The sequence below is a fragment of the Robertmurraya sp. genome (assembly GCF_036676585.1).
In the GTDB taxonomy this organism is placed as follows: domain Bacteria; phylum Bacillota; class Bacilli; order Bacillales; family Cytobacillaceae; genus Robertmurraya_A.
In genome coordinates this window covers 1-24,630 of the sequence record NZ_JAKFCQ010000099.1, presented here as the reverse complement: position 1 = coordinate 24,630, position 24,630 = coordinate 1, and the positions used below count along the sequence as shown (strand labels likewise).

The window sequence follows — 24,630 nt, the reverse complement described above, 5'->3', positions numbered from 1 at the left end:
AGTTAAACTTACATACTAGTACTTTTACGGGTTAATAACATGTAAATTAAGTAGGGGGCACCTATGATGGAGATGACGATACCAACAGGGATATCAGCAGGGGCCAATAGGTTTTTCCCAATCATGTCAGCTAGTAACAATAGGCTAGCACCAATTAATGCAGATAAAGGTAAGTTTACAAAATAATTTGGGCCACAGAGACGGCGTGCAAGATGTGGTGCCAGCAAACCAATAAAGGAAATACCACCACCTACTGCCACACACGCTCCAGCTAGGGCAGCTGATAGACAAAGGAGTAAAAAACGGTCCTTCTCAACTCGAATACCAAGTGCTATCGGAATTTCTTCATTCATTTGGAGGAGATTCGTTGTTCGGGCTTTAGAGTATGTGATGGGCAAGAGTAAGATAATCCATGGACACAGTGCCCAAACATAAGGCCACTGTGTTCCCCAAATACTTCCTGTTAACCAAATGGTAGCCTGTTGAAAATCCTTTGGATCCATTTTTAATTGTAATATAACTAGCAATGCTGCACATAAAGCATTGAATCCAAGGCCAGTTAACAGAAGGCGTCCGGGCTCTATGCCTTTCTTCCAAGACAAAAGATAAATGAGAGTGGCTATGATGAGCGCACCAATAAAGGCGAAGAATGGAAGGAACAAAGGCTCTGTCATTATACTTCTATCTTTTTGACCAAAAAGATAGATAAAAAACACAACCGCCAATCCTGCTCCTGAGTTAATCCCTAAAATACCTGGGTCAGCAAGGGAATTCCTTGATAATCCCTGAAGTATAGAACCCGATAACGCAAGACCCATGCCTATTAAAATAGCAATAATCATTCTTGGAAATCTTAGTTGAAACAATACGAGTTCTTGTTTAGGGGTACCGTTACCAGCTAATGTTTGAAAAACTTCTGTATGGTTAATCGGCATGGCACCAGTTGAAAGACTGAACATAAAAACCACTACAATAAACAGGAGAAAAAAGGCTATCCATTTTCTAGATTGTTTGAGTGCAAGTCTCCAATCCACTACATAACCCCCTTACTATTTCGAGACAAATAGAGGAAAAAGGGTACTCCTATAATAGCAGTTACAGCACTAACAGGTGTTTCAAAGGGAGGATTGATCATACGTGCACCAATATCCGCAACTATAAGTAATAATGCACCCAAAAGGGCACTCATCGGGATGACGAACTTGTAATCTGTACCAATTAGTAACCGTACAATATGAGGAACAACTAATCCTATAAAACCAATCGCACCTACTATCGACACTGCCACGCCAGATAATAGAATCACTGAGAGAAGTCCGATCCATCTTACCGTTTGTTGTGACTGACCTAAACCAATGGCTACTTCATCCCCGAGAGATAAGATAGTCAAAGAACGGCTAATTCCTAGAGATAGCAATAACCCCACTATAAATAGTGGGAGCAGGATAAAGACATGCTGCCACTTAGTTCCAGACAAACCTCCCGCAAACCAAAAACTAAGATCCTGAGCCACTTGAAAATATAAGGCTATTCCTGTTGAAAGTGCTCCGAACAGTGTACTTAAAGCTGCACCAGCAAGGGTGAGAGTAACAGGAGAAACTTTTTCCTTAGAAATGAACGAAAAAGTTAACACAAGGACAGCCCCAATAGTTGAGCCGGCAAATGACCAGAGTAATAGGAACCAGTAAGATAGATTTGAAGTAAATGCTAGAGCAATAGCAATTGATAGTCCTGCCCCATGAGTAATACCGATAATTGATGGATCTGCCAGGGAATTCCGTGTGATTCCCTGCATAATTGCTCCAGCTACTGCTAATGATGCTCCTATTAGAGCAGCTGTAATTGCTCGTGGAATACGAATCTCCCTTATTAGCTGGTGTTCCATTTGATTGCTTTGGAAGGAAACAAAAGAACTCCAAATTTCTTTAGGTGTAATCCAAATAGCGCCCAGTCCAATCGAAAGGAGTAGACTGAATACTACAAGTATGAATCCAAACAAAGCCCATTTTGTAGCTTTTCTTTGAGTTGCAAAGAGAGTTTCCTTTTTATTTACAGCCGTTCTAGACATTTATATCAATCCCTTGTTATAGTATTCTAAGTGAAAATGATAATCGTTATCGTTTGGTAATCGATTTTAATCTACTATTCTTTCAAACCATTTGTCAACATTTTTTCTAAATTTAGGAAAGGGGAGGAAAAATCCATCATGCAAGCAAATGACCTGTTAACTGATTATCACGTTCGACTGGTAAAAGTTCGTAACGGGCTGTCCGAAGTGTTCGAGGCTACGAGCAAACAAAATCACTTATTGTATGTATCTAGTGGGCGGGGAAAATTTATTCTGAATAATGAAGTGATCGCTCTTGAAAAATATACAAGTCACTATATCGATAGAGGAAGGTTCGTAGTAACCGCAGCTACAACCTTGCTATGTGTTTATATTTTATCTTGGCCAAAGGAAAGGGATATGTTATCTGCCTATTTATTAGACTCGTTTGCACAAATACCTTCGTCACAAGTAATACCAATATGGGAGGAATTAAGGCGAAGCCAAAATGAAACATCTATATCAGCCATTTGTCACTTTCAATCACTAGTATGGAAATTGCTAGCGACCATAACAGACGTAGCAAAAATGGATCAAATCGAACAAGTCGTTCATTACATCCGTACAAATTTAGATAGTCAAATTTCTATAAAAGATTTAGCTTCTAAAGCAAGTATGAGTACGGTCACTTTTTCACGATTATTTCGAAAAAGGATGGGGTGTGCTCCTAAGGAATTTCTTATTGAAGAGCGAATAAAGGCTGCAAAAAAAATCATGCTTCAAGAAAAAGACGTAACAGCGAAAGAAGTAGCTTTTCAAGTAGGGATACAAGATGAGTTTTATTTCAGTCGCTTATTCAAAAGCAAGGAAGGGATTCCACCTACAGGGTATTTAAAGAGAGTTAGCCCTCGAGTGGCCGTTGTAAGTCAGCTATTTCTACAAGACCACCTGCTAGCTTTAGGTATTCAGCCTGTTGCGGCTCCATCGTACCCTTCCGTTTATCCTTTAACTAGAGGGGTGCCTAGTTATTTAGAAAAAGAATTATATGGCACGATGTTATTAAATGCAGAGTCGCCTTTTCAACCATTAGAAATCCTTTCCGCACAGCCTGAAAGTATCATAAAAACCCCTTTACATAATGGAGATCTGCAGAGAATATTATTTTCGCATCAGGAAAAGTTACATCATTTGTCGTTAAAGACAAGTTGGAATCAATACCTTCAAGAAATTGCGATTTTAGTTGGTCAGGAAACTAGGGCAGAGGAGATAGAAAAGGAAATTCATCAATTGGAGCTTAAGGTAAGGGATGAACTCTGTCCGATAACAAAGAAGGGCAGCTGGGCAGTTTTATGGATTAGGTCAAAAGAAATTCGCCTTTATGGCAAGGAAAATCATGCTGTTGTTGACCTCCTGTTTCAAAAACTCGGGTTTCAGCCACACCCTGACATACCTTCAGAAGGATATAAGAGTATTACTTTGGATGAGTTAGTAACCCTAAATCCGGAAAAACTACTTATCTTATGGAGCAATGAAACGGATGTATGGAGGTTGGCTCACATGCCAGAATGGAAACTGATTCGAGCAGTCGAAACAGGGGAAGTCTACTATCCAATTAGCTACGAATGGGATCCATGGGGACCAATAGGAAGAAAACAATTACTTCTTCAATTTTCTGATTCTATGAAACAAGGAAAGTTAAAAATATAGATAAACTTGATGCATTTTATTATGCAGCTAATTTCAAGAGTTTGTATTTTGTTAGATAGCTTGTTTGATTTATCTATGTAAGATGTTAAAAAAATCCATGTTCGTCCTAACTGAAAATGTTTACCATTGAGAATGAAAATCATTATTGTTTAGGAGGCAACAAAAGATGAAAAGGTTTTTTACGTTTAGTAATTTATTATTCCTCTTAGTTATATTAATTATCTTTTCCGCGTGCGGCAAGAAAGAGCAATCAGCCGTTAATGGAGAGGTTGTTAACAAAGACAAAGAAACTACGGGGGAAACTAGAACAGTTGAGCATTTATATGGTGAAGCAGAGGTGCCAGCGGATCCTAAAAAAGTTATTTTACTTTCACACGTATCCTGGGAAGGATCGCTTGTTTCTGTTGGAGTGAAACCGTATGCAGTTATGGCATATGATAATGAATTTCCTCCACACTTAACACAGGAACTTGAAGGTGTAAAGGCATTACCTTATGCTGACGAGATAAACTCTGAAGAAATCGTAAAACTTGATCCTGATTTACTTATAATTAGTGACCGTTACAAACCGCTATACGATCAACTAGCAGAAACAATCCCAACTGTAGTTGTAGAGGTTGGCGGAGATTGGAAAGAGGATCACCTCAAAGTAGCAGAAGCAGTAGGTAAACTTGAGGAAGGGAAAAAAGTCATTGAAGACCTGGAGAAAGAAGCGACTGATATTGGAGAGCGAATTAGAGAAGTAACCGGGGATCAAACATTTATGGCTGTTGCGATTAATAAGAAGGACATTCGTGTGTTTGGTCGTACGAATCATGCGACAAATTCACTATTATTTGATGACTTAAAGCTTACCCCTGCTGAAAATCTTCCGGAAGATTTCGGTGAAAATATATCAATAGAAGGTCTTGCGAAATACAATCCAGAGCACATACTGGACGTAACTTATTTTAACAGTGGCGAATTCTATGATTCTGTAACAGAAGGTGAAGTATGGAAAAACCTAAAGGCGGTTCAGAAAGGGAATGTACATACACTTTCAACTACTTGGGGTTTTTGGGATCCGATTGAAAGAAAGAAAGGGTTAAAGGAAATAGAAGAACTCTTATTAAAATAACGAATAAATTTGTCTACGGAAAATTTGATTCTCCTTATAATTGAGAATCAAATTTTTTATCAGTAGATGAGAATAATTATCAATTACTGTGGCGGAAAACTTAGTGAAAGGATGAAAGTATGTATCAATCAGCGAAACAGATTGCGGAATTTGAATCATTTCAAGTATTTATCAACTGTTATTTAAAGGAAATAGATAAGGGGAATTGGGTAGATACTGAGGATTGGATAAAGCACAAGTCAATACCAGTTACACTAACAGGAAAGTCAGTAATAGAATTAGAACTTACTAACCTCACATTAACATTCGCTTTAGAGGTTAATTATCACTCCTTAACTGGGAGACACCTAATAGGACAAGTTTTAAAGTATTGTCCTGCTACATATCAGTGGATTATTCAAGATTATCTTCCGTTTATGATTACTCTAATACAAGACCTTGATCTGGCAGAACAAAAAAATAAATGTACAGATCTATCTCATTTTGATGAACTCACCATTCGCTTGATTGATAGCTTTCAAACAATGACTACATATATTGAGGCAAGAAGGAGAGACGCAGAAAGACTGTATTCAGAAGACGCTACCTTTATTGAAACAGAGCAGTCCCTTCTTTTTGGTCATTGGATGCATCCTACACCCAAAAGCAGACAAGGAATGGCTAGCTGGCAACATCCTAGTTTCGCACCAGAACTAAATGCCAGCTTTCCTCTTCATTATTTTCAAGTGGATAGAAATTTAGTGGAAGAGGCATCATCACTGCCAATGAGTGCAAGTGAAATGATACAAAATAGTTTAGAAAGAAAGGGGCCAGCGTTACAGTTAGGTAATAATGACTGCATTATTCCTGTTCATCCCTTACAAGCACAATGGTTACTTCAGCAGGATTATATTAAAGAGGCAATGAGCCATAATTTGGTTAAGTATTTGGGAGCAATGGGAGAGCAATATCTAGCAACCTCTTCTATTAGAACCGTCTACAGTGAAGTGGAAGAGTGGATGTATAAATTCTCTATTCCTGTTAAAGTCACTAACTCATTAAGAGTCAATCAGACCCACGAGCTAATAGCAGGAACGATTATTTACAACTTAATGAAAAAATTAAATTACTCAAAAGACTATTTTCGTTTCATAGAGGACCCAGCATATATAAAATGTAAGTTTCCTGGTAGAGAAGAATCAGGGCTTGAACTAATTATTCGTTCAAATAAGTTTCTTAAAGGCAATGACATGAATATTTGTTCTATAGCTGCACTGGTTCAAACGCCACTTCCAGGATATCGTTCTAAGCTTCATTGTATCATTGACCGTTTAGCTAAATCGGAATCACGTTCCACCAAAGAGGTTAGCATAGATTGGTTTCAAAAATATTGGAGGTGCTCAATAGAACCTCTCATTCGTTTGTACGATGAACACGGATTAGCTCTGGAAGCTCATCAACAAAACAGTCTATTAGACCTCTCAACAGGGTATCCAGAGACGTACTATTACCGAGACAATCAGGGCTATTATCTTTCGAAAACTCATTGTGAGACTCTTTTCGAGTTAGAGCCTTCTTTAAAAGGATTACCTGAATTATTTTACGAAGATGCACTAATCCAGGAGCGATTTACTTATTATTTGATCCAAAATCAACTATTTTCCATAATAAACCGGTTTGGACAGGATTCTTTGATTAGTGAGGAAAGCCTTGCTCAATGGGTAAGAGAACAGCTTATACAAATGGAATTGCAGTTAGTCTCACTGGGAAAACAACTTGTACAAAAAGTCTTATACTCTGTAACCCTACCTTATAAAGCAAATTTACTAACTCGACTTCATGACGTAGATGAACTATTAGCAGAAAATGAACAAGCCGTATACACGAAGGTACCCAATCCTTTTACCTGTTTAAAAAAGGAGAAAGATTATGAAAAACCTACAACCATTGTCGTCTAGTATATTTGAAAAACGAGTAATGAAACAGCTTGTGGAAGCTATAATTTTTGAAGGAATTCTAGAGTATGACGAAATACCACTAATAAAAGGTGAAAAATTTGTAGGCTTCTATTTGTATGGAAAGAAGAACACCTACTACTGTAAGGGAAAGAGAACAGCTTTTAATCGGGTTCGTTTAAAAGAAGGAAGTAGTATCTATTATATTCAGGAGAATCAGACATTAACGGCAGTCCGTTTAGACGAATTTGTTGTCGACTTTTTGGGAGATTCTATAATAGCTGAGGCATTTCTATATGAACTTAAGCAAACCATACAGTTTAGTGAATGGAATGAAACCTATTTATGTAAGCCAAAATCAAGAAGAAATAGTAGCTTTCAAGAATTAGAGTCGGAATTAACGGAAGGCCACATGTATCACCCGTGTTTTAAAGCACGAACGGGTTTTTCAATCAGTGACCATGCGTTGTATGGACCAGAGGCTAAAGGTGTATTTCCTTTGAGATGGGCTACCGTAAAAAGGACTTCTGCTAGAGTGTCCTTGCTTGAGGATGAAAAGAACTTCTGGAAAAGAGAATTAGGGTCACACCTTTGGAAAAATATAATGGATGAACTAGTTGAGTTAGGAAAAAGCTTTGAGGAATATACCTTTCTTCCTATCCATCCTTGGCAAATGAAGTTTATAGAAGAAAAGTCTAATGAAGAATTAATTCTACTTGAGAGCAGGGGCGATACCTATCGTGCCACACAATCCGTTAGAACGCTATGGAATACTGTTCATCCGAAAAAGGCTCATCTTAAGCTCTCTATGAATATGATCAATACATCTTCCTTAAGAACGTTAGAATCACATACTGTTTGTGCTGCTCCTCATATCTCTAAGTGGATTTCAGAGGTCGTGAAATCAGACGAATTTCTAAAAGATCGTTCTTCATTAATTATTCTTAAGGAATATGCAGGAGTAGCTTTTCAGCCGGAACGAAAAAGCAGTGTGAAGCTTGGAGCAATTTGGAGAGAAAACGTATTAGATTATATGGAAGAAGGAGAAGAGGCAGTCCCTTTTACTGCGCTTCCTTTAGTAGAGCTTGATGGATTTCCATTTGTTAATGATTGGTTACGTTGTTATGGAATAGAGAAGTGGTTAAAACAGTTTCTACAAATAAGTGTAATCCCTGTATGGCATCTTCTTGTGGCACACGGAATCGCAGTTGAAGCTCATGCACAAAATATGATTTTAATTCATAAAAATGGTTGGCCAATCCGTGTGGCATTAAGAGATTTTCATGACAGCATGGAATTTAATAGGGAGTATTTATCCAAGCCCAACAGTACTCCAAACTTTTCGAATATCCATGAAAACTTTCGAACAATAGAAGCTAACCAATTTTACTGGATGTCCTCAACGGAGGCATTAAGGGAACTAGTAATGGACACCTTGTTTGTTTTTCATTTAACAGAGCTTTCTAATTGTTTAGAGGAGCACTATCAGTATGACGAGGAGAAATTTTGGGAACAGGTAAAATCAACAATAAATGAGCATATTACTCTGTTTCCCAACCTACTCTTGCGTCACTCTCTTCTTCAATCTGACGCTCCTAACATTCAGGTAGAATCATTGGTAAAAAGGAAAATCATCAAGGGGGAAGGGGAAGTTAGACACTATGTCTACAATTCCCTTTCCTCTACCAATAAAGCACATAAGGAGAGGTAAGATGTTTTATGTGAATGATCAGTATTACTCAATAGACGATTTAGAAAAACAATTTTGTGTATTTGACAATATTCCCGTTTTAAGAGATTCAGAGAATTTAAGAATAGCAGTATGTATTTCGGATGTCTTTGTCATGCTTAGTTTATATTTTTATATTCGAAATAAAGGCGGCTCCTTCGTTCCTATCAACCCTTCACAGCCGGAAGATGGGGCAACTCGTATAGCAGTAGGAACAGGTAGTCATATCCTTATCTATCAAGAGATCAAAACGCCTATCGTTATTTCAGAAAATACGAACGAGGCAGAAGGAGTACTTGTACAAATGAGTTCCGGTACGACTGGTGCACCAAAATGTATAGAAAGAACTTGGAAATCTATTGAGGAAGAGTTAAATAACTATGTATCACTTTTGGCTTTTAATCATCAAACAACTTCTATAGTAGCCTGTCCGGTTAGCCACTCGTATGGTTTGATAAGTGGCGTTTTGGCTTGTATAAGAAGAGGTGCAGAGCCAGTAATACTTACTAATCTTAATCCAAGGTATATATGGAAAAAACTTAAGGATCACCCACGACACATTTTATATGGTGCACCCTTTCTTCTATATTCTATGGCACTCATGTCTAATGGGGAAGACAAAATGGATTATGTTATTTCTTCAGGGACGACGTTACCTGCGGAATGGCTCAGGTTATTAAAGAGAGTATCGAATAAAGTACTTCAACAATATGGATGTTCTGAAGTAGGTTGTGTTAGTTTGCATAAGAGTGTTAACGAATCCAAGGAGGTTGGCTATCCATTATCACATCTTAGTGTTCATGCTGGAACAAAAGAAAATCCCGAAGAAATCATCATTAACCTTTCCAACAAGTCGATTTATACGAAGGATTTGGGTTATATAGAGAATGGCATACTATGTTTTCTGACAAGAATAGACGACATGATCAATGTGTCAGGACTGAATGTATATCCACAAGAGGTAGAAGATGTACTTATGGCAGAACCGAGGATAGAGGAAGCCGTGGTCTACAAGAAGAGTAATAGTTTCTCTGGTGAGCGAGTTTGTGCGCAATATGTTTCGTCTGAGCCACTGTTGGAGGATGAATTACGAGAGTGGTGTCAAAAATTTTTGGCTCCTTACCAAATCCCTATGGAGTTTAACTCAGTAAACAAAATAGAAAAGTTACCGAATGGGAAAATAAGTAGAAAAATACTTGGAGGAGTTCTCATATGAAAAGAGACGAAATTTTTTCGGTATTATATGACATAATGAAAAATCATCTGGAGCTTCCGACTATATCGAAATTTCATGAACATGCTCGCTTAAATGACGATTTATTTATGGATTCTATACTTATACTTCAGCTAATCCTCCATCTTGAAGTACACCATCAATTTGAAATCCCGGATGAGATGATTGTGGCTAGAGATTTTCAAACAGTGGGTAGCTTAGTAAGTCTACTAGAGAGAATACTTATATCTCAATCAGGAGGGGTACAATGATCAAGGTTCACTGCTTTGTAAGCTGTGTGTGTGAAGTGATAAAGAAAACATCAGGTGTTGATCACAGACCTTATTATTTTGGAGTGTGGGATGCAGATTTTGATGTGTTGGAACAAGGTGTTCTAACCTACCATTCTCATAAAATTAACCATGATTTCTTCCAAAATTGGTATGAGCTATTATATAATATTAAGCTTCGAAAATGGTACGATGAAAAACAATCCAAACAAGGGAATATGAAGAACCTGATCAAGTTAGTTGAAGACAATACACCTAATCAATATGTTATGGTTATGCTTGATTTATCAAAGCTTCCTGAGCGGGAAAATAAGTTTCACCAGAGCCCTTTTCCTCATTATGTTATGTTAGAAGCGACTGAGAATAAAGAGGAATGGTTTATGTACGATCCTGATTTTAGATGGGAAGGAACCCTACCAAAGAATCGAATCTTAGCTGCAATGGATGAACCAACCGTGGGAGGTGGGTACGTATTTGATGCATCAACTTTGTCTCCACCTTCCGATTTAACCGTTAATGCCTATTTTAACACCTGTATGGAATATGATCATAACCGTATGACAGAAGCGGTTTCAGACATTATTAACTTGTATACAATCGGAGAAGAATCTCATCGGATATCTGAACTATCAGAAGCTTTAAGACAACTCCCTGTATTGGCGATAAGAAAGTACGCTTATGAACATGCTTTTGCTTACTTTTATGAATTAATTGGGTGGAACGAGGAAGGTTTTGAAGCCTGGTGTGAGGATATTGAGAAGTTAGTAAAAGGATTTACAGCTATTTATTACAAGGCGATGAAACTGGCAATGACAGGTGATTTATCACTAAGGAACGACTTAATTAATGGTATTAAAGAACAGGATCAACTAGAGTTTAAAATCAAGTTCGGCTTAAAAAAGTGTTACGAAAAATGGTCCAAACTTCATAAAGTAAGAGTTGCTGATAGGAAGGAGGTTGCACAGTGAAACTGTCTGTATGTACTATTTCTTTTCGCCATCATTTATATTCTCTAGACGAGATTGCTAGGTGGGCCAAGCAACAAGGCTTTCATGGAATTGAACTTTGGGGAATTCATGCAAAAAATATAGAAGAGCATAGTTATTATGGGAAGGAATGGCTACATTCTTTAGGTTTAGAAACAAGCATGTTGAGTGATTACCTACCACTAGATGCGCCAATTCCGGTTTTAAGGGAGCAAATGCAAAGATTGAGCTCACTTGCTAAGCATTGGGGAACCAAAAAAATTAGAGTATTTTCAGGACAAAAGGGAAGTGCCGAATACAGCAACCTAGAAAGAATAGAATTAGTCACCCGGTTAAAATTACTTTGTAAAATGGCTGAAAGTGAGGGACAGCAGTTATTACTTGAAACACATCCTAATACCTTTACCGATCATCCTAAATCGACTCTGGAGTTACTCCTTGAGACCAATCATCCTAATCTACGAATCAATTTCGATGTTCTTCATGTGTGGGAATCAGGTGCAAATCCTATTGATGCGTTTCAATTGCTTTATCGATATATATCTCACTTTCATTTTAAGAATATTAGCTCTAGATTAGAGTTGGGAGTGTTTTCTCCGGATAATGTTTACCGACCCTCAGGTAACAGAAAGGGAATGGTATCCATTTTTGAGGGTGAAGTAGATTACCGTGCTTTTCTAAAGGCCGCTTCCAATAAGATGGATATTGAGGCCTCTCTCGAATGGTTTGGTTCAAATCCAAAAGAAATCCTTAAGCAAGATCTCAGAGAATGCCATGGTTTGGCTAGAGAAGTGTTTGTTGAATCTAAGAATTGATCCATTAAATACTATTTCTGCAATCTTGAAGCAGATGCCTATTTATTTTGTGATTACACTAAAGAAGGTCAACCATGTGGAATGGTTACCCTTCTTTGTTTTCCTGGCTTTAATAATCCTAGTAGGCTTATAGATTTCGTTCCAATAATATTCCAACTTGTTCTGCCATCACTTCCGGGGAATACGGCATTCCATTTTTGAACCACCATTCTACTATCCCTACGTAAGAAGTAACAATAAATTGTAGAATAATATCTTTATTTACATCGGAATTTACTCCAGTTATAGCATCTACTTCATCAGTAAATTCCTCAATAAGAAATTCAATGAATTGCTTTCGAAAAGAAGGAGCCCCTTTACTTGCTAACATGGTAGAAAAAAACAAATAATTATTTTCTAGATATTTAAACCACGGTAAATTAGCTTCTCCGTATTCTAATTCAGATGCAGATTCGCATAGCTCCCGCAGATTATTAATATGTTCTTCAATTAGTTTTTCCAATAGATCATATTTATCAACATAATGAAGGTAAATAGTTCCTCGGCTTACATTTGCTTGATCAGAAATATCCTGAATTGTAATATCATCAAAATTTTTTTCTGACATTAATTGAACAACTGCATTTTTGATTGCCTCACGTGATTTAAGTATTCTTCTATCAATTTTACTCATTATATGTGTCACCAACTATCAAAAATAATATATATGATTTTAATTATAAACAAATGTTTAATAATGAAACAAGTTTTATTCAAAGATATTGAACAAAAATCAACCGTTTGTTTATTAATTAACAAACCCCTTTTTTTTGGCAATTGAAAGTGCTTTCCTTTTATATATAATTGAAATTATGAGACACGGGTTGTAACTGTTAAATCAGGCAAAATCGTTACCTTAAAACAGGGTAAGGTTTTGCCTTTCTTATTATTGGAGGTAATAAAGTAAGGTTGAGAAACTATACTGTATCGGAGACAGACGAGAGAAGAACCAGTTTGATTCTATTTAAATATTACTCTAGGGGGAATGACAACATGGAACGTTTATGGACGAAGCCATTTATTCTAATGACCGTGGGGATGCTTTTCCTTTTTACTGGGTTTTATATGCTTCTACCAACACTGCCGCTATTTATTAAACACATTGGGGGAAGCGAAAGTCAGGTGGGTCTGGTAGTGGGTGCGTTTATGCTATCTGCTGTTATTCTTAGACCAATCATCGGAGGGCTATTAGATCGTTACGGTAGGAGACCATTTATTTTATGGGGTCTTCTAATTTTTACATTGGCTATGTATTTCTATAGCTGGGTTGGTGGAGTTTTTGTTTTACTAGGCCTACGGATCTTGCAAGGATTGAGTTGGGCCGTTTCAACCACTGCCATTTTTACCGCCATTACAGATATCATACCATCTACCCGAAGAGGTGAAGGAATGGGCTGGTTCAGCACAGCTATGACCCTCGCCATGGCAATTGGGCCAATGTGCGGAATATGGATTACACAAAACATATCCTATCAAGCGTTGTTTTTCATCTCAGTCGGTCTTTCTTTAGTTGCCCTATTGTTGATGTTCGGTGCTAAAATACCTTTCCAACCGAAGAAAACGGGGACGCAAAAAATAGAGCTTTTTGAAAAATCAGTCCTACCTATTACTATCTCAGTCTTCTTTTTAAATATTGCGTATGGTGGAATTACAGCTTTTGTCCCGTTATTTACGTATTCCCTTGCCGTTAATTCTGGAGCCTTTTTTCTGGTTTATGCTGCCACTCTTGTTCTTAGTCGCCCTATTGCAGGAAAACTTTCAGACCGGCATGGAGAGAAGTTTGTGATTATTCCAGCTCTTGGTATGACAATTATAGCGCTCATCTCCTTGAGTCTAGCGGAAGGATTAATTGGAATACTCGTTTCAGCCGTTTTATACGGTATCGGTTTCGGTTCGGCATCTCCTGCTTTACAAGCAGCCACCGTACGTCTTGCACGTCCAGATCGTAAAGGAGTAGCTAATGCTTCTTTACTTACCGCTACAGACCTGGGTATTGGACTTGGATCAATAGTATTAGGATGGATATCGCAGTATACAAGTTATTCAGTACTTTTCATCGTTAGTGCAGTGTCTGTTGGTTGTGCATTAGTAGTCTTTAGATTTTATGTAAATCGTTTGGTACAGAAAAATAGGAATCTCGATCCAGCCGTTTAAAAGGGATGTCGAACCCAAAATAGGTCTTACCTAATTGATTCAAGATGGACTATTTTAATACTTATTAACCCCTAAATAATATTTGGAAGTGAGGAAGATAAAATGGATTATGTAAAACTTGGAAATACTGGTTTGGAGGTGTCAAGACTTTGTCTTGGATGTATGAGTTTTGGTGAACCGGATCAAGGATATCCTGCTTGGACATTAAATGAAGAGAATAGTCGTCCCATTATTAAAAAAGCTCTTGATTTAGGAATCAATTTTTTTGATACAGCAAACTATTATTCAAACGGAACGAGCGAGGAAATTGTTGGACGTGTATTAAAGGATTATGCAAATCGGGACGAAATAGTTATCACAACCAAACTTTATTTCCCGATGTCTGACGGTCCTAATAGTAAAGGTCTTTCTCGAAAAGCAATTATGAGGGAGATTGATCATAGCCTTAAGAGACTAGGAACAGACTACGTAGATTTATATCAAATTCACCGTTGGGATTATAACACCCCTATTGAGGAAACGATGGAAGCTTTACATGATGTGGTTAAGGCAGGGAAGGTAAGATATATTGGTGCTTCATCGATGTTTGCATGGCAATTTTTAAAGGCGTTACATGTAGCTGAAAAAAATGGATGGACTCGTTTTGTATCAATGGAAAATCAACTAAACCTTTTGTATCGTGAAGAGGAAAGGGAGATGCTTCCGCTATGTAAAGAAGAAAAGATCGCTGTTATTCCGTGGAGCCCGCTTGCAGGCGGGAAATTGACTAGAAATTGGGAAGATAAAACGGTTCGATCTGAAAAAGACAGTACGAAGAGTACTTTTTACAATGCAGATACAGATCGTTTAATTGTTGAAAGAGTGGCAGAGTTGGCAGTGAAACATGAAGTTCCACGTGCACATATCGCACTTTCCTGGGTACTTCAGAAGGAAACTGTAACTGCTCCAATTGTTGGTGCTACCAAGTTATCTCACCTAGAGGATGCGGTAGCTGCTCTTTCTATTAAGTTGACACCTGAAGAAATTGCTTATTTAGAAGAGCCGTACGTACCACATCATGTTGTTGGTTTTAAGTAATAGTATATAAATTTAAACCCCTGAGCCTATTAATGAAAAGGTTTGGGGGTTTACATTTTCTCAACGTACACAACTTGATATTGTAATTGTCATGTAGTAAGACATATTTTTCATTTATGAAGTAGGTGTAATAGTATTGTGCGGCTGTGTTTCACCATGTAACATAATAAGAATTAGCAAAGAACCTTCATAACTATTTTATGGTCGAAGAAAGGGAGATAAGTATGCAAAAACGAATCTTAGGAAAAAGTTTAGAAGTTTCTGCCATAGGATTTGGTTGTATGGGAATGAGCTATGGTTTTGGGCCAGCTTCCGAAAAGAAAGAAATGATTTCTCTAATCCATTCGGCAATCGATCGTGGGGTTACCTCTTTTGATACCGCTGAAGTGTATGGACCATATGCAAATTAAGAGCTAGTAGGTGAAGCGCTTGAACCCTACAAGGGGAAAGGCGTCATTGCTATTAAATTTGGTATTATAACAATCCCCTTAACTCAAAATTTGAAACTATTATTATTGATCGAATGTTCTAATGATGCAATGGAATTTAGTGTTACTGAAGAAGTAACAAAGATTGAAGAAGGTTATCTTGTTATCAAATAATACAAGCATCCGTGTTAATCAATTGAGTCAACTGGTACTGGTATTACATCAGCAATTTGAAGAATATCCTCTCCAAAAAAGCAGTATAAGTCTGTCGTTTTTCCATCCAGGTTCATGTTTCGAATAACAAAACCAGCGTAAGCATGGTTAATAAGTTTTTGACGGAGAGCTTTATTTGCTTCTTCTTTATTTAAAAGAATGGCCTTATCTAGCCAGGTAATGTTTCTTTTTTTTCCTAGATAATCACAATACTTATCACGTTCTTCCATAAACAAATTATACGATTCAAAATCCTTTATATGTGGTTCACCTACATATACTTTATAGACATATCCTTGGACAGGCTTGTCATATTGAACGACTTTCGGTTCACCATCTTCCCAAAACTCTGTATCCGATTTTTCAATAACTGTCTCTGTTCCGAGGGCAAAAGGTTTCGAAGAATGGATATCAGAAGTAAACCAAGTGCCAATCGTATCAATATCGTTGGGTAACTTTTTCTGAACAACTGTTTCATTTTCGAAATGATGAAATTTCCGTATAGAACCGTGATAAACGATCATATAGACACCTCCAATTAAGAGGATGTCCAAGTCCTATCTTTTTCATGACAGCTACCTCATTTAAGAATTTGAAATGGACCCCATAAGAGATGAATTACTTCTTTTGACCTAAACGCCTTTTTAAGAACTGTAAGAAATCATATGTTAGATACGATATAGAAAATATAATAAGTAACTTGAATAGCTTAATTAATAAGCTATCTGCAAGATTAGTCATGTTTAAATGAGATAAAATTAGATCATATATTTCAATATAAAAAACATGAACTACATATATACCCAAGGATCTTCCGCCTATTTCAGTAATAAATAAATTCTTTCCTAAATTATAATTATTTAATGCAAAACAAAAAAGAACGAAAGTTAAGATGATTGTAGATAGGAAATATTCCCCGTGTGCGGCTGAAAGTACTTTTTCTAATAAGTACCCCTCTGTCACTTGAATTGTAAGAAGACAAAAAATGATTATTAATTGAATTTTTATACTTTTTCCAATGGTCCTTTTTAATCTTTCATTAAACGCAAAAAAGAAACCTAGTGTTGTATAAAATAGTCCAATAAATAAAGAATCACGTGTACTTATAGGAAAAGCATAAAACACTGAATACGATTGTCCGAAAAGACCTATTATGTTTAATAGTAAGCTAATAAGTAGTAGATGGTTGATTTTTTTAAACTTATAAAAAACAAAAAGGATGACAAAACTCCAAATTAATGCGGTTAAAAACCATAACTGGTATCCACTCGTACCTTTGCCGTAGTAGACGAGGTCAGGAAACGTAAAATGATTAATATATTCCTTCAATTCCCTTCTTTGATTACCAGTTCCTATAGAAGTCATAAGTACATCTATCACTATATAAAAGAATATCCAGCATAAATACAGTTTTAAAAGTTTTATTATATACCTTGTAAAGGCCCTTTTAGAATCTCTATTGTTTTTCATCTTTTTACCGAAAAAATAACCAGAAGCAGTAAAAAAGAATGGAACCGCGAACCTTGAAACGTTATCGAGAATAAATAATCCAATTTGGTTATCCCTTGGAAATACATGAATCACTAAAACAGATAATATTGCAAAAAATTTAATCAAGTCAATCGCATAGTTTCTCTCCATGTCTGGCTCCTTAAACAACTTTCAATAATTGAATTTATTATTTACCATTTAAAGATGTTTGAACCAAATGCATAAATCTCTAGGAGCCGATTATGTAATTGATTACAAATCATAAAATTACCGATATAACATAATAGGAGGGGGGCTAATGGAATGAAATCATTCTTTGGTCATTATGGCAATTCATTCGAAATGTATTCGCTTCAGCATGTAATAGCACTAATGTTTATTATATTGGTCGTAGGGACTGTCATTTGGTTCCGAGCACATTTTCGCAAACCCGGGTGGAATCGTAATTTCCGTTACGGATTAGCATTGCTAATGCTTTTATTACATATAGGTTTACATTTATGGTACATCAATACCGGCAATTGGACACCTGATCAATCGCTTCCGTTTCATCTATGTACATTAACCCTGCTTTTATCGATTTTGCTGCTACTTTTTCCAAATTTCTACTTGTATGAGTTCGTCTTTTTTGCAGGTACACTTGGTGCACTGCAAGCGTTATTAACTCCAGTGCTTGATGTTGCTTTTCCGCATTTTTGGTATTTTTACTTTTTTATCGGACACGGGGGAATCTTGTTAACGGCGCTTTTTATGACTGCAGTAGAAGGTTTTAGACCGACTTGGACATCAGTTGCAAGGACGATGCTATGGTTAAATGTTCTAATGGTGTTTGTGATCCCGGTAAATGCATTAACAGGAGCAAATTATATGTTTCTCGCAAGAAAACCTGACACTGTATCTTTGCTTGATTTTCTTGGACCATGGCCTTGGTATATTCTTTCACTTGAGATAGTTGCACTCGTTTTATGTATATTGCTTTATTTGCCTTTTATATTATTTGAACGATGTAAGCTGTCCGGAAAATTAAAAAACACAAGAAGGGTTAGGATATAAGTAGAATCCTCAGTGTTTATATAGGGTAGGAAATTTATCATTTGATGCTATTGCAATTTTTCATAGGACTGTACAGATCAACGATAAGACTTTATAGGGAATATTTGCTATAATTGAAAAAAAGAAGTCTGGAGGACTTTAAGATTGGAAAAACATATTGAAAATATAATAATCCAATTTTTATCCAATAAAATAGCTCCTGTACTAATCATTCTCTTCGGATCGAGAGTGACTGGAAGAACTAATAAGGATAGCGATATAGATATTGCTTTTCTATCAGAAAGTGAAATAGAGAAGTATGATCTATTTTTAATAGCACAAGAATTAGCTTCAAAAATAAATATCGAAGTTGATCTTATTGATCTATCAAAGGCAAGTACTGTGTTCCAAGCACAGATTATTCATACAGGAAGAACAATATATTGTGAAGACGAACATATAAAGGCAGAATTTGAACTCAAAACGTTCAAGATGTATGCCAAATTAAACGAGGAAAGAGCTCCCATCTTAAAACAAATAGATGAAAGCGGGTCAATCTATGAAAAATGATGTCATTTTAAATAAAATAAATATTGTTGAACGCTGTATTAAGCGTATTCATGAAGAATATGGAAATAACCCAGAGCATCTAAAAAATTTTACTAAACAAGACTCTATAGTATTAAACCTACAACGAGCATGTGAAGCAAGTATAGATCTTGCTATGCATATAGTAGCTGAAAAAAAACTTGGTCTACCGCAAAACAGTCGTGATGCTTTTACATTATTAGAGCAAGAGAATATTATATCATCTTCATTATCAAGTAAAATGAAAGCTATGGTTGGATTTAGGAACATTGCTGTTCATGATTATCAAGATCTTAATTTAGAAATACTGCAGAAAATTCTAGAGAATCATATAGTAGATTTTAATCATTTTACAAAGACAATACTTCTATTTTAACTCTGAGGGAATAACTGATTATTTAGTAAGTGTTAGTTGGAAAAATAATCCTAATGACACTTATTTCTTGCAAAGTAAAGGATCATAACTTAATCGTATTGCAATATTTACTGGGACAAAACCATAGCGAAAGGGATGTAAATAAAATTACATCCCTTTCGTATTGTACACGTGTATTTAGTACAGTTTTAATGCACAGATCAAAGATTGTTAAAAATAATGGATTTGTTGATATTTATAGGAGGAAGTATCCAATATTAATTAGTTAACATTATTTGTTATTTATCTTCACCATAATATTTGTTATTATATAAACAAGCCAAGACAGAGCTATGAAAATGTGTCAGGACCGGAAGGTAGCAGCACTAAGTAGAATCCTGTTTGTGGCGATACATACGAAGTTTAACCCACAAAGACTCTTTCTTTGTGGGTTTTGCATTATTCAAGAGGGGTGCGCTTTCCTGAAACCTCCTCAACTTCCTTAATGAAATCCTCCTAATGATACAAATTAACCGGTAACCCCTAGTCCTCCATGTAGTGTCATAGCCTGAGGGTGTCCCAAAATAATAAGTTTTGGAGGCACCCCTTTTTGTAACTCGAGAAGTTTCTGAAAATAAGCAAAATAGGCTTTTATATCAGTAGCAACACCCACCCATTGTACATATTTTGTTGGGGAGGATTCGAAATCATTATAATCACCTATTTTTAAAGTACTTTTGTCATACCTCGTTTTTTAAAAATGAAAATGCCCTTGGTTAAATTATTTAGGAGGTTAAATAAATGTACGATTTTCAAAATGAACTTCAAGCGTTAAATCTCGGTGATTTCCAAGCTTCCCAACCAGTGACGTACGATCCAAACCAACTCTATGGTGATCAGGACCGTTTATTCGTAGGTGTGGGTAGTTTTGGCCGTTGTTCTAGTTGCTTTAGCAGCTGTTTCAATTGCTTTAATTGTTTTAATTGTTTCAGTTGCTTTAACTGTTTTAATTGCGGCGGTGGGCATCGATGCGGCGGACATAATTGCGGCGGTGGGCATCGATGCGGTGGTCATAATTGCGGCGGCGGACATCGATGCGGTGGAGGACAACGCTGCGGAGGAAGGTAGTTTTCGCTTGATAAACGGAAAGCCAGTTGCTTATAGAGAAGAGCCCTTGCAATCGTCGCAGGGGCTCTTTTCTATAAGTATAAACATAAGGGACAAATTGCGGTACATAGGATAATAGTGATGATAATTAATGATGAGGACCTAAGGAGGAACGAAAGTGACAAATTTAACCCCTTCTGCGCGTCTGAAAGTAAAAAGGGACACGTTTTTTCTCCCATACCCCCACAGCGGTGTGTTTTTTCGGAACAATGTAAGTTCCTTCCGTATGGAAGGCAGTATGATCGATAAGTGGGTTGAAAAGTTAATGCCGATGTTTAATGGCCAGCACACTTTGGAGTATTTGACAAACGGATTACCGGGTCCATACCGGGACAGAGTGTTTGAAATTGCAGAAACGCTAGTAAGCAACGGATTTGCTCGAGATGTAAGCCAAGAACGTCCGCATCAATTGACGGAACAGGTTATAAAAAACCATGCTTCTCAAATCGAATTTGTCGATAACTTAATAGATTCAGGAGCGTTCCGTTTTCAATGCTATCGACAGTCGAAAGTGTTGGCTGTAGGATCAGGACCATTTTTTATTTCGTTGATTTCTTCGTTACTTACTTCCGGACATCCCAAGTTCAAAATCCTGATAATGGATACGGATCAGACCAATAGACGACGGTTGAACGAACTTGTGGCTCGTGCCCGTAAAACAGACGATGAGGTGGAGATAGAGGAGCTTAACCAAAACAAGGAAAGAGATTGGCAGGAAGTGATCAAACCGTTTGATTACATTTTGTATGTTTCAGAAAAGGCTGATGTAGAGGAACTACGACTTCTACATAAGGTTAGCAGGGATGAGAAGAAGGTGTTTCTCCCTGCTATTTGCTTGGAACAGGTCGGGTTAGCTGGACCGTTCGTGCATCCAAATTCAGAGGGGTGTTGGGAGTCTGCATGGCGCCGTCTTCACCAAACAGCACTCACCAATGACCAGCCATTTTCCGCATATTCTCCGACAGCAGGATCCATGCTTGCTAATGTGATTGTATTTGAGTTGTATAAGCATGTTACAGGTGTGTCTGAAAAGGAACAGAAAGAACGATTCTTTCTTCTAGATTTAGAAACACTTGAAGGCAACTGGCATCCGTACATTCCTCATCCACTAGTAACTGGACATCCGTCTGTTAGATTAGTAGAGGATATCGATGTAAGACTGGAACAGAGAACAGAGAATCGTGATCCGAGCCCATTATTGGTTCACTTTAATCAGCTGACATCCAAAGTGTCAGGGATTTTTCACAAATGGGAGGAAGGAGATTTAAAGCAGTTACCATTATCGCAGTGCTCCGTTCAGGCAGCCAATCCATTAGCGGAGGGACCTGCTGACCTATTGCAGGAGAGGGTATGTTCAGCACTGACACATCAGGAAGCGCGAATAGAAGCAGGGCTGACCGGAATAGAAATGTATGTCTCAAGAATGGCCGACATCTTTGAACTGCCTCCACAAGTGAAAGTAGCTGCTGGTGTTATGTTAGCGGAAGGGGTTTGCCGGGGGCTGCAAAAATGTTTGGAAGAGGAGTTAATCAGACAAAGCCGTGAGCCGAGTTATTCCGTTTCTATAGTGAAGTTGAGGAAGGTAGAGGATCAACGCTGCCGTTTTTATTTGCAGTCCCTAACGACTATGCAAGGTGCACCGACCATTGCCTTAGGCGAGAATGTGTGGGGATTTCCGGTTGTGTGGGTTGGCACAAGAGACGGATGGTATGGCAGTGTAGATATTAATAGAACCTTGGCACTGCGAAACGCGCTGCAGAAGGCTATTGCAAAAGGCCAAAACCATGGAGAATTGGAAACACCGCGATCATTGGAATTTACTTCGTTATCTTTGGATGAAAAAGAACCGCAAAGTATAGAAATTCCTACGTGTGAAGACAGGATTCAGTCCGAGGACCTCCAGGAAGCAATTAAAGTCCTTGAACGGAACAGAAAGCAGCTTCATGTGTATGAACTTGATGTGGAACCTTTTCTTAAACAGGAATTGGCAGGGGTATTCGGGGTATTGGTTCAAGAGGAGGGATTCAAGTGAGTGCTGTTGTGTTAGTGGTCGGAGAAGGGATATTGTCAGACCTCATATGTGAAGAAATGTCCTCTCAATACCTAGTGGTTCGTAAACCTAATTTCGAGAGCATTCTACCAGCCACCATCGATTTGGCATTGGTGCTGCAGGATGTATGGAATCCCTCTGTTTTTCAACAAGCTGAACAGGTTTTTCGTCGTATCAACACTTCATGGCTGCGAGGTTTTGTTTCTTTTGGAGAAGGAGTAATAGGTCCTCTGGTTCGGCCTGGTACCCCGGGTTGCACTCAATGTGCGGAGACAAGACGGCTTTTGACAGGAAACGACCGTAGAGACATGAGGGAGATGCAGAGGCGGTTGGAGTCAAATGGGGGAATGCACGAGGAAGCTTGGGCATCACGCACGGGACTCCAACAGTTGGCTCACTTAATCGAAGCCGAGGTAAAAAGAATCATACAAGGAGAAGAGGCGGCCTCCGAAGGAAAAGTCTGTTTTCTCAATCTGAAAACCCTGAATAGTTCATGGCATAAGTTCCTGCCTGACCCTTTGTGTACCGTTTGCAGTTCAATACCAGTCGATTCACCCGAAATGGCAGGTATTTCATTGAGACATACTCCGAAGTTTAACCGTGACCATTTCCGCACCCGTTCGCTAGATAGTCTGAGTACAGTTTTATTGAAAGACTATCTAGATCCACGTACTGGGCTCTTAAATGAAAAACTTGTCAACCTTGTTCATACATTTGCGGATGTAAGTGTTAATCTGCCTTTGTTCGAGGGAGATGAGGGAACAGCGGGCCGGACCAACTCCTTCGCGGTAAGTGAGTTAACGGCGATATTGGAAGGATTGGAGCGGTACTGTGGACTTCAGCCCCGTGGTAAACGGACCGTGGTCCATGATAGTTATAACCGCTTGAAAAATCAGGCACTCCATCCGATTGAAGTAGGTGTGCACGAAAAAGAACAGTACCAAAGACCTGATTTTCCATTTGAAGAATTTGATCCCGATCGCCCCATCAATTGGGTATGGGGATATTCATTTTTTCATGAACGTCCGATCTTGGTCCCCGAGTTGCTGGCCTATTACAGTTTGGGCTGCGGATCAAGAGGGTTCGTCTATGAGACTTCCAACGGATGTGCGTTAGGAGGTAGTTTAGAAGAAGCTATTTTCTATGGTATTTTGGAAGTGGTGGAGCGTGATTCGTTTTTAATGACTTGGTACGCGCAGCTTCCTTTGCCGCGTCTTGATCCATACTCCACTGCAGATCAAGAGCTTCTGTTAATGATTGACCGGATGCAAACGGTTGGCGGATATGATTTACATTTATATAACTCGACCATGGAGAACGGAATCCCCAGTATTTTAGCCATCGCGAAAAATAGAAAGCAAACAGGTTTGAATCTGATTTGTGCGGCTGGAGCTCATTTGGACCCAATACGGGCTGTGAAAACCGCGGTTCACGAGTTAGCTGGGATGATGCTGTCATTGGATGAGAAATTGGAGAAGAACAAGTCGGAGTATGTGCGTATGTTACATGACTCAAGCTTGGTAAGACAGATGGATGATCATGGTATGTTGTATGGATTACCGGAGGCCGAAGAGCGCCTAAAGTTTTTGCTAGAGGACAATCGCCCATTAAGAACCTTTGATCAGGAATATGGTTCTAGACGTAAGCATTTAGATCTTACCGATGATTTATTGGAACTTCTTCAAGAATTTCGCCGATTAAATCTCGATGTGATTGTGGTGGATCAGTCGACACCGGAAACGCTTCGAAACAATCTATATTGTGTGAAAGTGCTGATTCCTGGAATGCTTCCGATGACATTCGGACAGCATCTTACACGAATAACCGGACTCGAGAGGGTGTTAAGGGTCCCGATGGAATTGGGATATACAACGGAACCGCTGAGGACCGAACAGCTTAATCCCCATCCTCATCCGTTTCCATAAGCAGTCTCTAGGAGGCGATTGTTATGAATTGTGATGAGTTTCTGCACAATTTGCATTTCGATATTGAGAAGGCAAGCATTCCGAATTGGGAAGTGGATTGGGAGGATGGACCACTTGCCTATAAACTATACCGCGGTTTGCCTGTCGTACCATTACCCCTGAACGTACCGTTGACACTTGAAGGTTCTAAACATCGCTTAAAGCCTGATCTTCGTGAAATCGGTCATTTTCTTTGGTATGTCTACGGGCTGACTCAATTTAGTCAATCTGTTA

The 24,630-nt window shown here is 38.1% G+C and carries 22 protein-coding genes, 1 other RNA gene and 1 pseudogene; 19 read left to right on the top strand and 5 right to left on the bottom strand.

The window, feature by feature from the left end:
- Positions 1 to 8 precede the first annotated feature (8 nt).
- Together ACGLXV_RS13680 and ACGLXV_RS13675 are read right to left on the bottom strand one after the other, a co-directional pair.
- The gene (locus tag ACGLXV_RS13680) at positions 9 to 1,034 is read right to left on the bottom strand and encodes a FecCD family ABC transporter permease (RefSeq protein WP_391559059.1); all 1,026 of its coding nucleotides are present in this window, start codon (positions 1,032 to 1,034) and stop codon (positions 9 to 11) included.
- Positions 1,034 to 2,068: a FecCD family ABC transporter permease gene (locus ACGLXV_RS13675; protein WP_391559058.1), complete on the bottom strand. Its 1,035-nt coding sequence runs from the start codon at positions 2,066 to 2,068 to the stop codon at positions 1,034 to 1,036. The genes ACGLXV_RS13680 and ACGLXV_RS13675 overlap by 1 nt, the downstream gene beginning before the upstream one ends.
- A 138-nt stretch (positions 2,069 to 2,206) precedes the next feature.
- On the opposite strand from ACGLXV_RS13675, the gene ACGLXV_RS13670 reads away from it, so the two are divergent.
- The 8 genes from ACGLXV_RS13670 (at position 2,207) to ACGLXV_RS13635 (ending at position 11,838) form a co-directional block, all read left to right on the top strand.
- On the top strand, positions 2,207 to 3,754 hold the full coding sequence (locus ACGLXV_RS13670; RefSeq protein ID WP_391559057.1) for a helix-turn-helix domain-containing protein: 1,548 nt from the start codon (positions 2,207 to 2,209) through the stop codon (positions 3,752 to 3,754).
- A 166-nt stretch (positions 3,755 to 3,920) separates the two neighbouring features.
- Positions 3,921 to 4,871, top strand: coding sequence for an ABC transporter substrate-binding protein (locus tag ACGLXV_RS13665; RefSeq protein WP_391559056.1), 951 nt, complete (start codon positions 3,921 to 3,923; stop codon positions 4,869 to 4,871).
- A gap of 119 nt (positions 4,872 to 4,990) precedes the next feature.
- Positions 4,991 to 6,808, top strand: a complete 1,818-nt coding sequence (locus ACGLXV_RS13660; RefSeq protein ID WP_391559055.1) for an IucA/IucC family protein — start codon at positions 4,991 to 4,993, stop codon at positions 6,806 to 6,808.
- Positions 6,780 to 8,516 (top strand): IucA/IucC family protein, encoded by a 1,737-nt coding sequence (locus ACGLXV_RS13655; protein WP_391559054.1) that lies wholly within the window; start codon positions 6,780 to 6,782, stop codon positions 8,514 to 8,516. The genes ACGLXV_RS13660 and ACGLXV_RS13655 overlap by 29 nt, the downstream gene beginning before the upstream one ends.
- A 1-nt stretch (position 8,517) precedes the next feature.
- Entirely contained in the window at positions 8,518 to 9,750 is a 1,233-nt protein-coding gene (locus ACGLXV_RS13650; protein ID WP_391559053.1) for an AMP-binding protein, read from the top strand.
- Positions 9,747 to 10,019: a petrobactin biosynthesis protein AsbD gene (gene asbD / locus ACGLXV_RS13645; RefSeq protein ID WP_391559052.1), complete on the top strand. Its 273-nt coding sequence runs from the start codon at positions 9,747 to 9,749 to the stop codon at positions 10,017 to 10,019. Before ACGLXV_RS13650 ends, asbD begins: the two co-directional genes overlap by 4 nt.
- Positions 10,016 to 11,005 (top strand): DUF6005 family protein, encoded by a 990-nt coding sequence (locus ACGLXV_RS13640; protein ID WP_391559051.1) that lies wholly within the window; start codon positions 10,016 to 10,018, stop codon positions 11,003 to 11,005. Before asbD ends, ACGLXV_RS13640 begins: the two co-directional genes overlap by 4 nt.
- Entirely contained in the window at positions 11,002 to 11,838 is an 837-nt protein-coding gene (locus tag ACGLXV_RS13635; protein ID WP_391559050.1) for a sugar phosphate isomerase/epimerase family protein, read from the top strand. The genes ACGLXV_RS13640 and ACGLXV_RS13635 overlap by 4 nt, the downstream gene beginning before the upstream one ends.
- Before the next feature lie 127 nt (positions 11,839 to 11,965).
- Here ACGLXV_RS13635 and ACGLXV_RS13630 read toward each other — a convergent pair whose 3' ends face one another.
- A complete protein-coding gene (locus ACGLXV_RS13630; RefSeq protein WP_391559049.1) occupies positions 11,966 to 12,511 on the bottom strand; it encodes a TetR/AcrR family transcriptional regulator in 546 nt (181 codons plus the stop codon).
- A 359-nt stretch (positions 12,512 to 12,870) separates the two neighbouring features.
- Between ACGLXV_RS13630 and ACGLXV_RS13625 the strand changes: the two genes are divergently transcribed.
- From ACGLXV_RS13625 to ACGLXV_RS13615, 3 genes are all read left to right on the top strand, one after another.
- Positions 12,871 to 14,031, top strand: a complete 1,161-nt coding sequence (locus ACGLXV_RS13625) for an MFS transporter (RefSeq protein ID WP_391559048.1) — start codon at positions 12,871 to 12,873, stop codon at positions 14,029 to 14,031.
- A 102-nt stretch (positions 14,032 to 14,133) separates the two neighbouring features.
- Positions 14,134 to 15,108: an aldo/keto reductase gene (locus ACGLXV_RS13620; protein ID WP_391559047.1), complete on the top strand. Its 975-nt coding sequence runs from the start codon at positions 14,134 to 14,136 to the stop codon at positions 15,106 to 15,108.
- 224 nt (positions 15,109 to 15,332) lie between these two features.
- Entirely contained in the window at positions 15,333 to 15,518 is a 186-nt protein-coding gene (locus ACGLXV_RS13615; RefSeq protein ID WP_483880583.1) for an aldo/keto reductase, read from the top strand.
- A gap of 206 nt (positions 15,519 to 15,724) precedes the next feature.
- Here the strand turns inward: ACGLXV_RS13615 and ACGLXV_RS13610 are convergent, their stop codons facing one another.
- Positions 15,725 to 16,273, bottom strand: a complete 549-nt coding sequence (locus ACGLXV_RS13610) for a hypothetical protein (protein WP_391559046.1) — start codon at positions 16,271 to 16,273, stop codon at positions 15,725 to 15,727.
- Positions 16,274 to 16,367: 94 nt separating this feature from the next.
- Complete coding sequence (locus ACGLXV_RS13605; RefSeq protein ID WP_391559045.1) at positions 16,368 to 17,390, bottom strand: acyltransferase family protein; 1,023 nt, start codon at positions 17,388 to 17,390, stop codon at positions 16,368 to 16,370.
- A gap of 153 nt (positions 17,391 to 17,543) precedes the next feature.
- On the opposite strand from ACGLXV_RS13605, the gene ACGLXV_RS13600 reads away from it, so the two are divergent.
- The 8 genes and pseudogenes from ACGLXV_RS13600 to ACGLXV_RS13565 all read left to right on the top strand — a co-directional run.
- Positions 17,544 to 18,293, top strand: coding sequence for a YwaF family protein (locus ACGLXV_RS13600; RefSeq protein WP_391559044.1), 750 nt, complete (start codon positions 17,544 to 17,546; stop codon positions 18,291 to 18,293).
- Positions 18,294 to 18,437: 144 nt separating this feature from the next.
- Positions 18,438 to 18,842 carry a type VII toxin-antitoxin system MntA family adenylyltransferase antitoxin gene (gene mntA / locus ACGLXV_RS13595; RefSeq protein ID WP_391559043.1) on the top strand — a complete coding sequence of 135 codons (405 nt, stop codon included), beginning with the start codon at positions 18,438 to 18,440 and terminating at the stop codon, positions 18,840 to 18,842.
- Positions 18,832 to 19,236, top strand: coding sequence for a type VII toxin-antitoxin system HepT family RNase toxin (gene hepT, locus ACGLXV_RS13590; RefSeq protein WP_391559042.1), 405 nt, complete (start codon positions 18,832 to 18,834; stop codon positions 19,234 to 19,236). Before mntA ends, hepT begins: the two co-directional genes overlap by 11 nt.
- Positions 19,237 to 19,551: 315 nt before the next feature.
- Positions 19,552 to 19,630, top strand: an RNA gene (ffs, locus tag ACGLXV_RS13585) — signal recognition particle sRNA small type.
- A 386-nt stretch (positions 19,631 to 20,016) separates the two neighbouring features.
- Positions 20,017 to 20,343 carry a heterocycloanthracin/sonorensin family bacteriocin gene (locus ACGLXV_RS13580; RefSeq protein ID WP_391559041.1) on the top strand — a complete coding sequence of 109 codons (327 nt, stop codon included), beginning with the start codon at positions 20,017 to 20,019 and terminating at the stop codon, positions 20,341 to 20,343.
- 157 nt (positions 20,344 to 20,500) lie between these two features.
- Complete coding sequence (locus ACGLXV_RS13575; RefSeq protein ID WP_391559040.1) at positions 20,501 to 22,414, top strand: putative thiazole-containing bacteriocin maturation protein; 1,914 nt, start codon at positions 20,501 to 20,503, stop codon at positions 22,412 to 22,414.
- A complete protein-coding gene (locus tag ACGLXV_RS13570) occupies positions 22,411 to 24,357 on the top strand; it encodes a TOMM precursor leader peptide-binding protein (protein WP_391559039.1) in 1,947 nt (648 codons plus the stop codon). Before ACGLXV_RS13575 ends, ACGLXV_RS13570 begins: the two co-directional genes overlap by 4 nt.
- A 23-nt stretch (positions 24,358 to 24,380) precedes the next feature.
- Positions 24,381 to 24,630, top strand: a pseudogene (locus ACGLXV_RS13565) (NADH oxidase); the annotation flags it as partial.

What these genes read in the sequence shown, in the direction of transcription:
- ACGLXV_RS13675 (WP_391559058.1), bottom strand. Translation starts at nt 2,068, where the DNA reads ATGTCTAGAACGGCTGTAAATAAAAAGGAAACTCTCTTTGCAACTCAA.
- ACGLXV_RS13670 (WP_391559057.1), top strand. Translation starts at nt 2,207, where the DNA reads ATGCAAGCAAATGACCTGTTAACTGATTATCACGTTCGACTGGTAAAA.
- ACGLXV_RS13665 (WP_391559056.1), top strand. Translation starts at nt 3,921, where the DNA reads ATGAAAAGGTTTTTTACGTTTAGTAATTTATTATTCCTCTTAGTTATA.
- ACGLXV_RS13660 (WP_391559055.1), top strand. Translation starts at nt 4,991, where the DNA reads ATGTATCAATCAGCGAAACAGATTGCGGAATTTGAATCATTTCAAGTA.
- ACGLXV_RS13655 (WP_391559054.1), top strand. Translation starts at nt 6,780, where the DNA reads ATGAAAAACCTACAACCATTGTCGTCTAGTATATTTGAAAAACGAGTA.
- ACGLXV_RS13650 (WP_391559053.1), top strand. Translation starts at nt 8,518, where the DNA reads ATGTTTTATGTGAATGATCAGTATTACTCAATAGACGATTTAGAAAAA.
- asbD (WP_391559052.1), top strand. Translation starts at nt 9,747, where the DNA reads ATGAAAAGAGACGAAATTTTTTCGGTATTATATGACATAATGAAAAAT.
- ACGLXV_RS13640 (WP_391559051.1), top strand. Translation starts at nt 10,016, where the DNA reads ATGATCAAGGTTCACTGCTTTGTAAGCTGTGTGTGTGAAGTGATAAAG.
- ACGLXV_RS13630 (WP_391559049.1), bottom strand. Translation starts at nt 12,511, where the DNA reads ATGAGTAAAATTGATAGAAGAATACTTAAATCACGTGAGGCAATCAAA.
- ACGLXV_RS13625 (WP_391559048.1), top strand. Translation starts at nt 12,871, where the DNA reads ATGGAACGTTTATGGACGAAGCCATTTATTCTAATGACCGTGGGGATG.
- ACGLXV_RS13620 (WP_391559047.1), top strand. Translation starts at nt 14,134, where the DNA reads ATGGATTATGTAAAACTTGGAAATACTGGTTTGGAGGTGTCAAGACTT.
- ACGLXV_RS13615 (WP_483880583.1), top strand. Translation starts at nt 15,333, where the DNA reads ATGCAAAAACGAATCTTAGGAAAAAGTTTAGAAGTTTCTGCCATAGGA.
- ACGLXV_RS13610 (WP_391559046.1), bottom strand. Translation starts at nt 16,273, where the DNA reads ATGATCGTTTATCACGGTTCTATACGGAAATTTCATCATTTCGAAAAT.
- ACGLXV_RS13605 (WP_391559045.1), bottom strand. Translation starts at nt 17,390, where the DNA reads ATGGAGAGAAACTATGCGATTGACTTGATTAAATTTTTTGCAATATTA.
- ACGLXV_RS13600 (WP_391559044.1), top strand. Translation starts at nt 17,544, where the DNA reads ATGAAATCATTCTTTGGTCATTATGGCAATTCATTCGAAATGTATTCG.
- hepT (WP_391559042.1), top strand. Translation starts at nt 18,832, where the DNA reads ATGAAAAATGATGTCATTTTAAATAAAATAAATATTGTTGAACGCTGT.
- ACGLXV_RS13580 (WP_391559041.1), top strand. Translation starts at nt 20,017, where the DNA reads ATGTACGATTTTCAAAATGAACTTCAAGCGTTAAATCTCGGTGATTTC.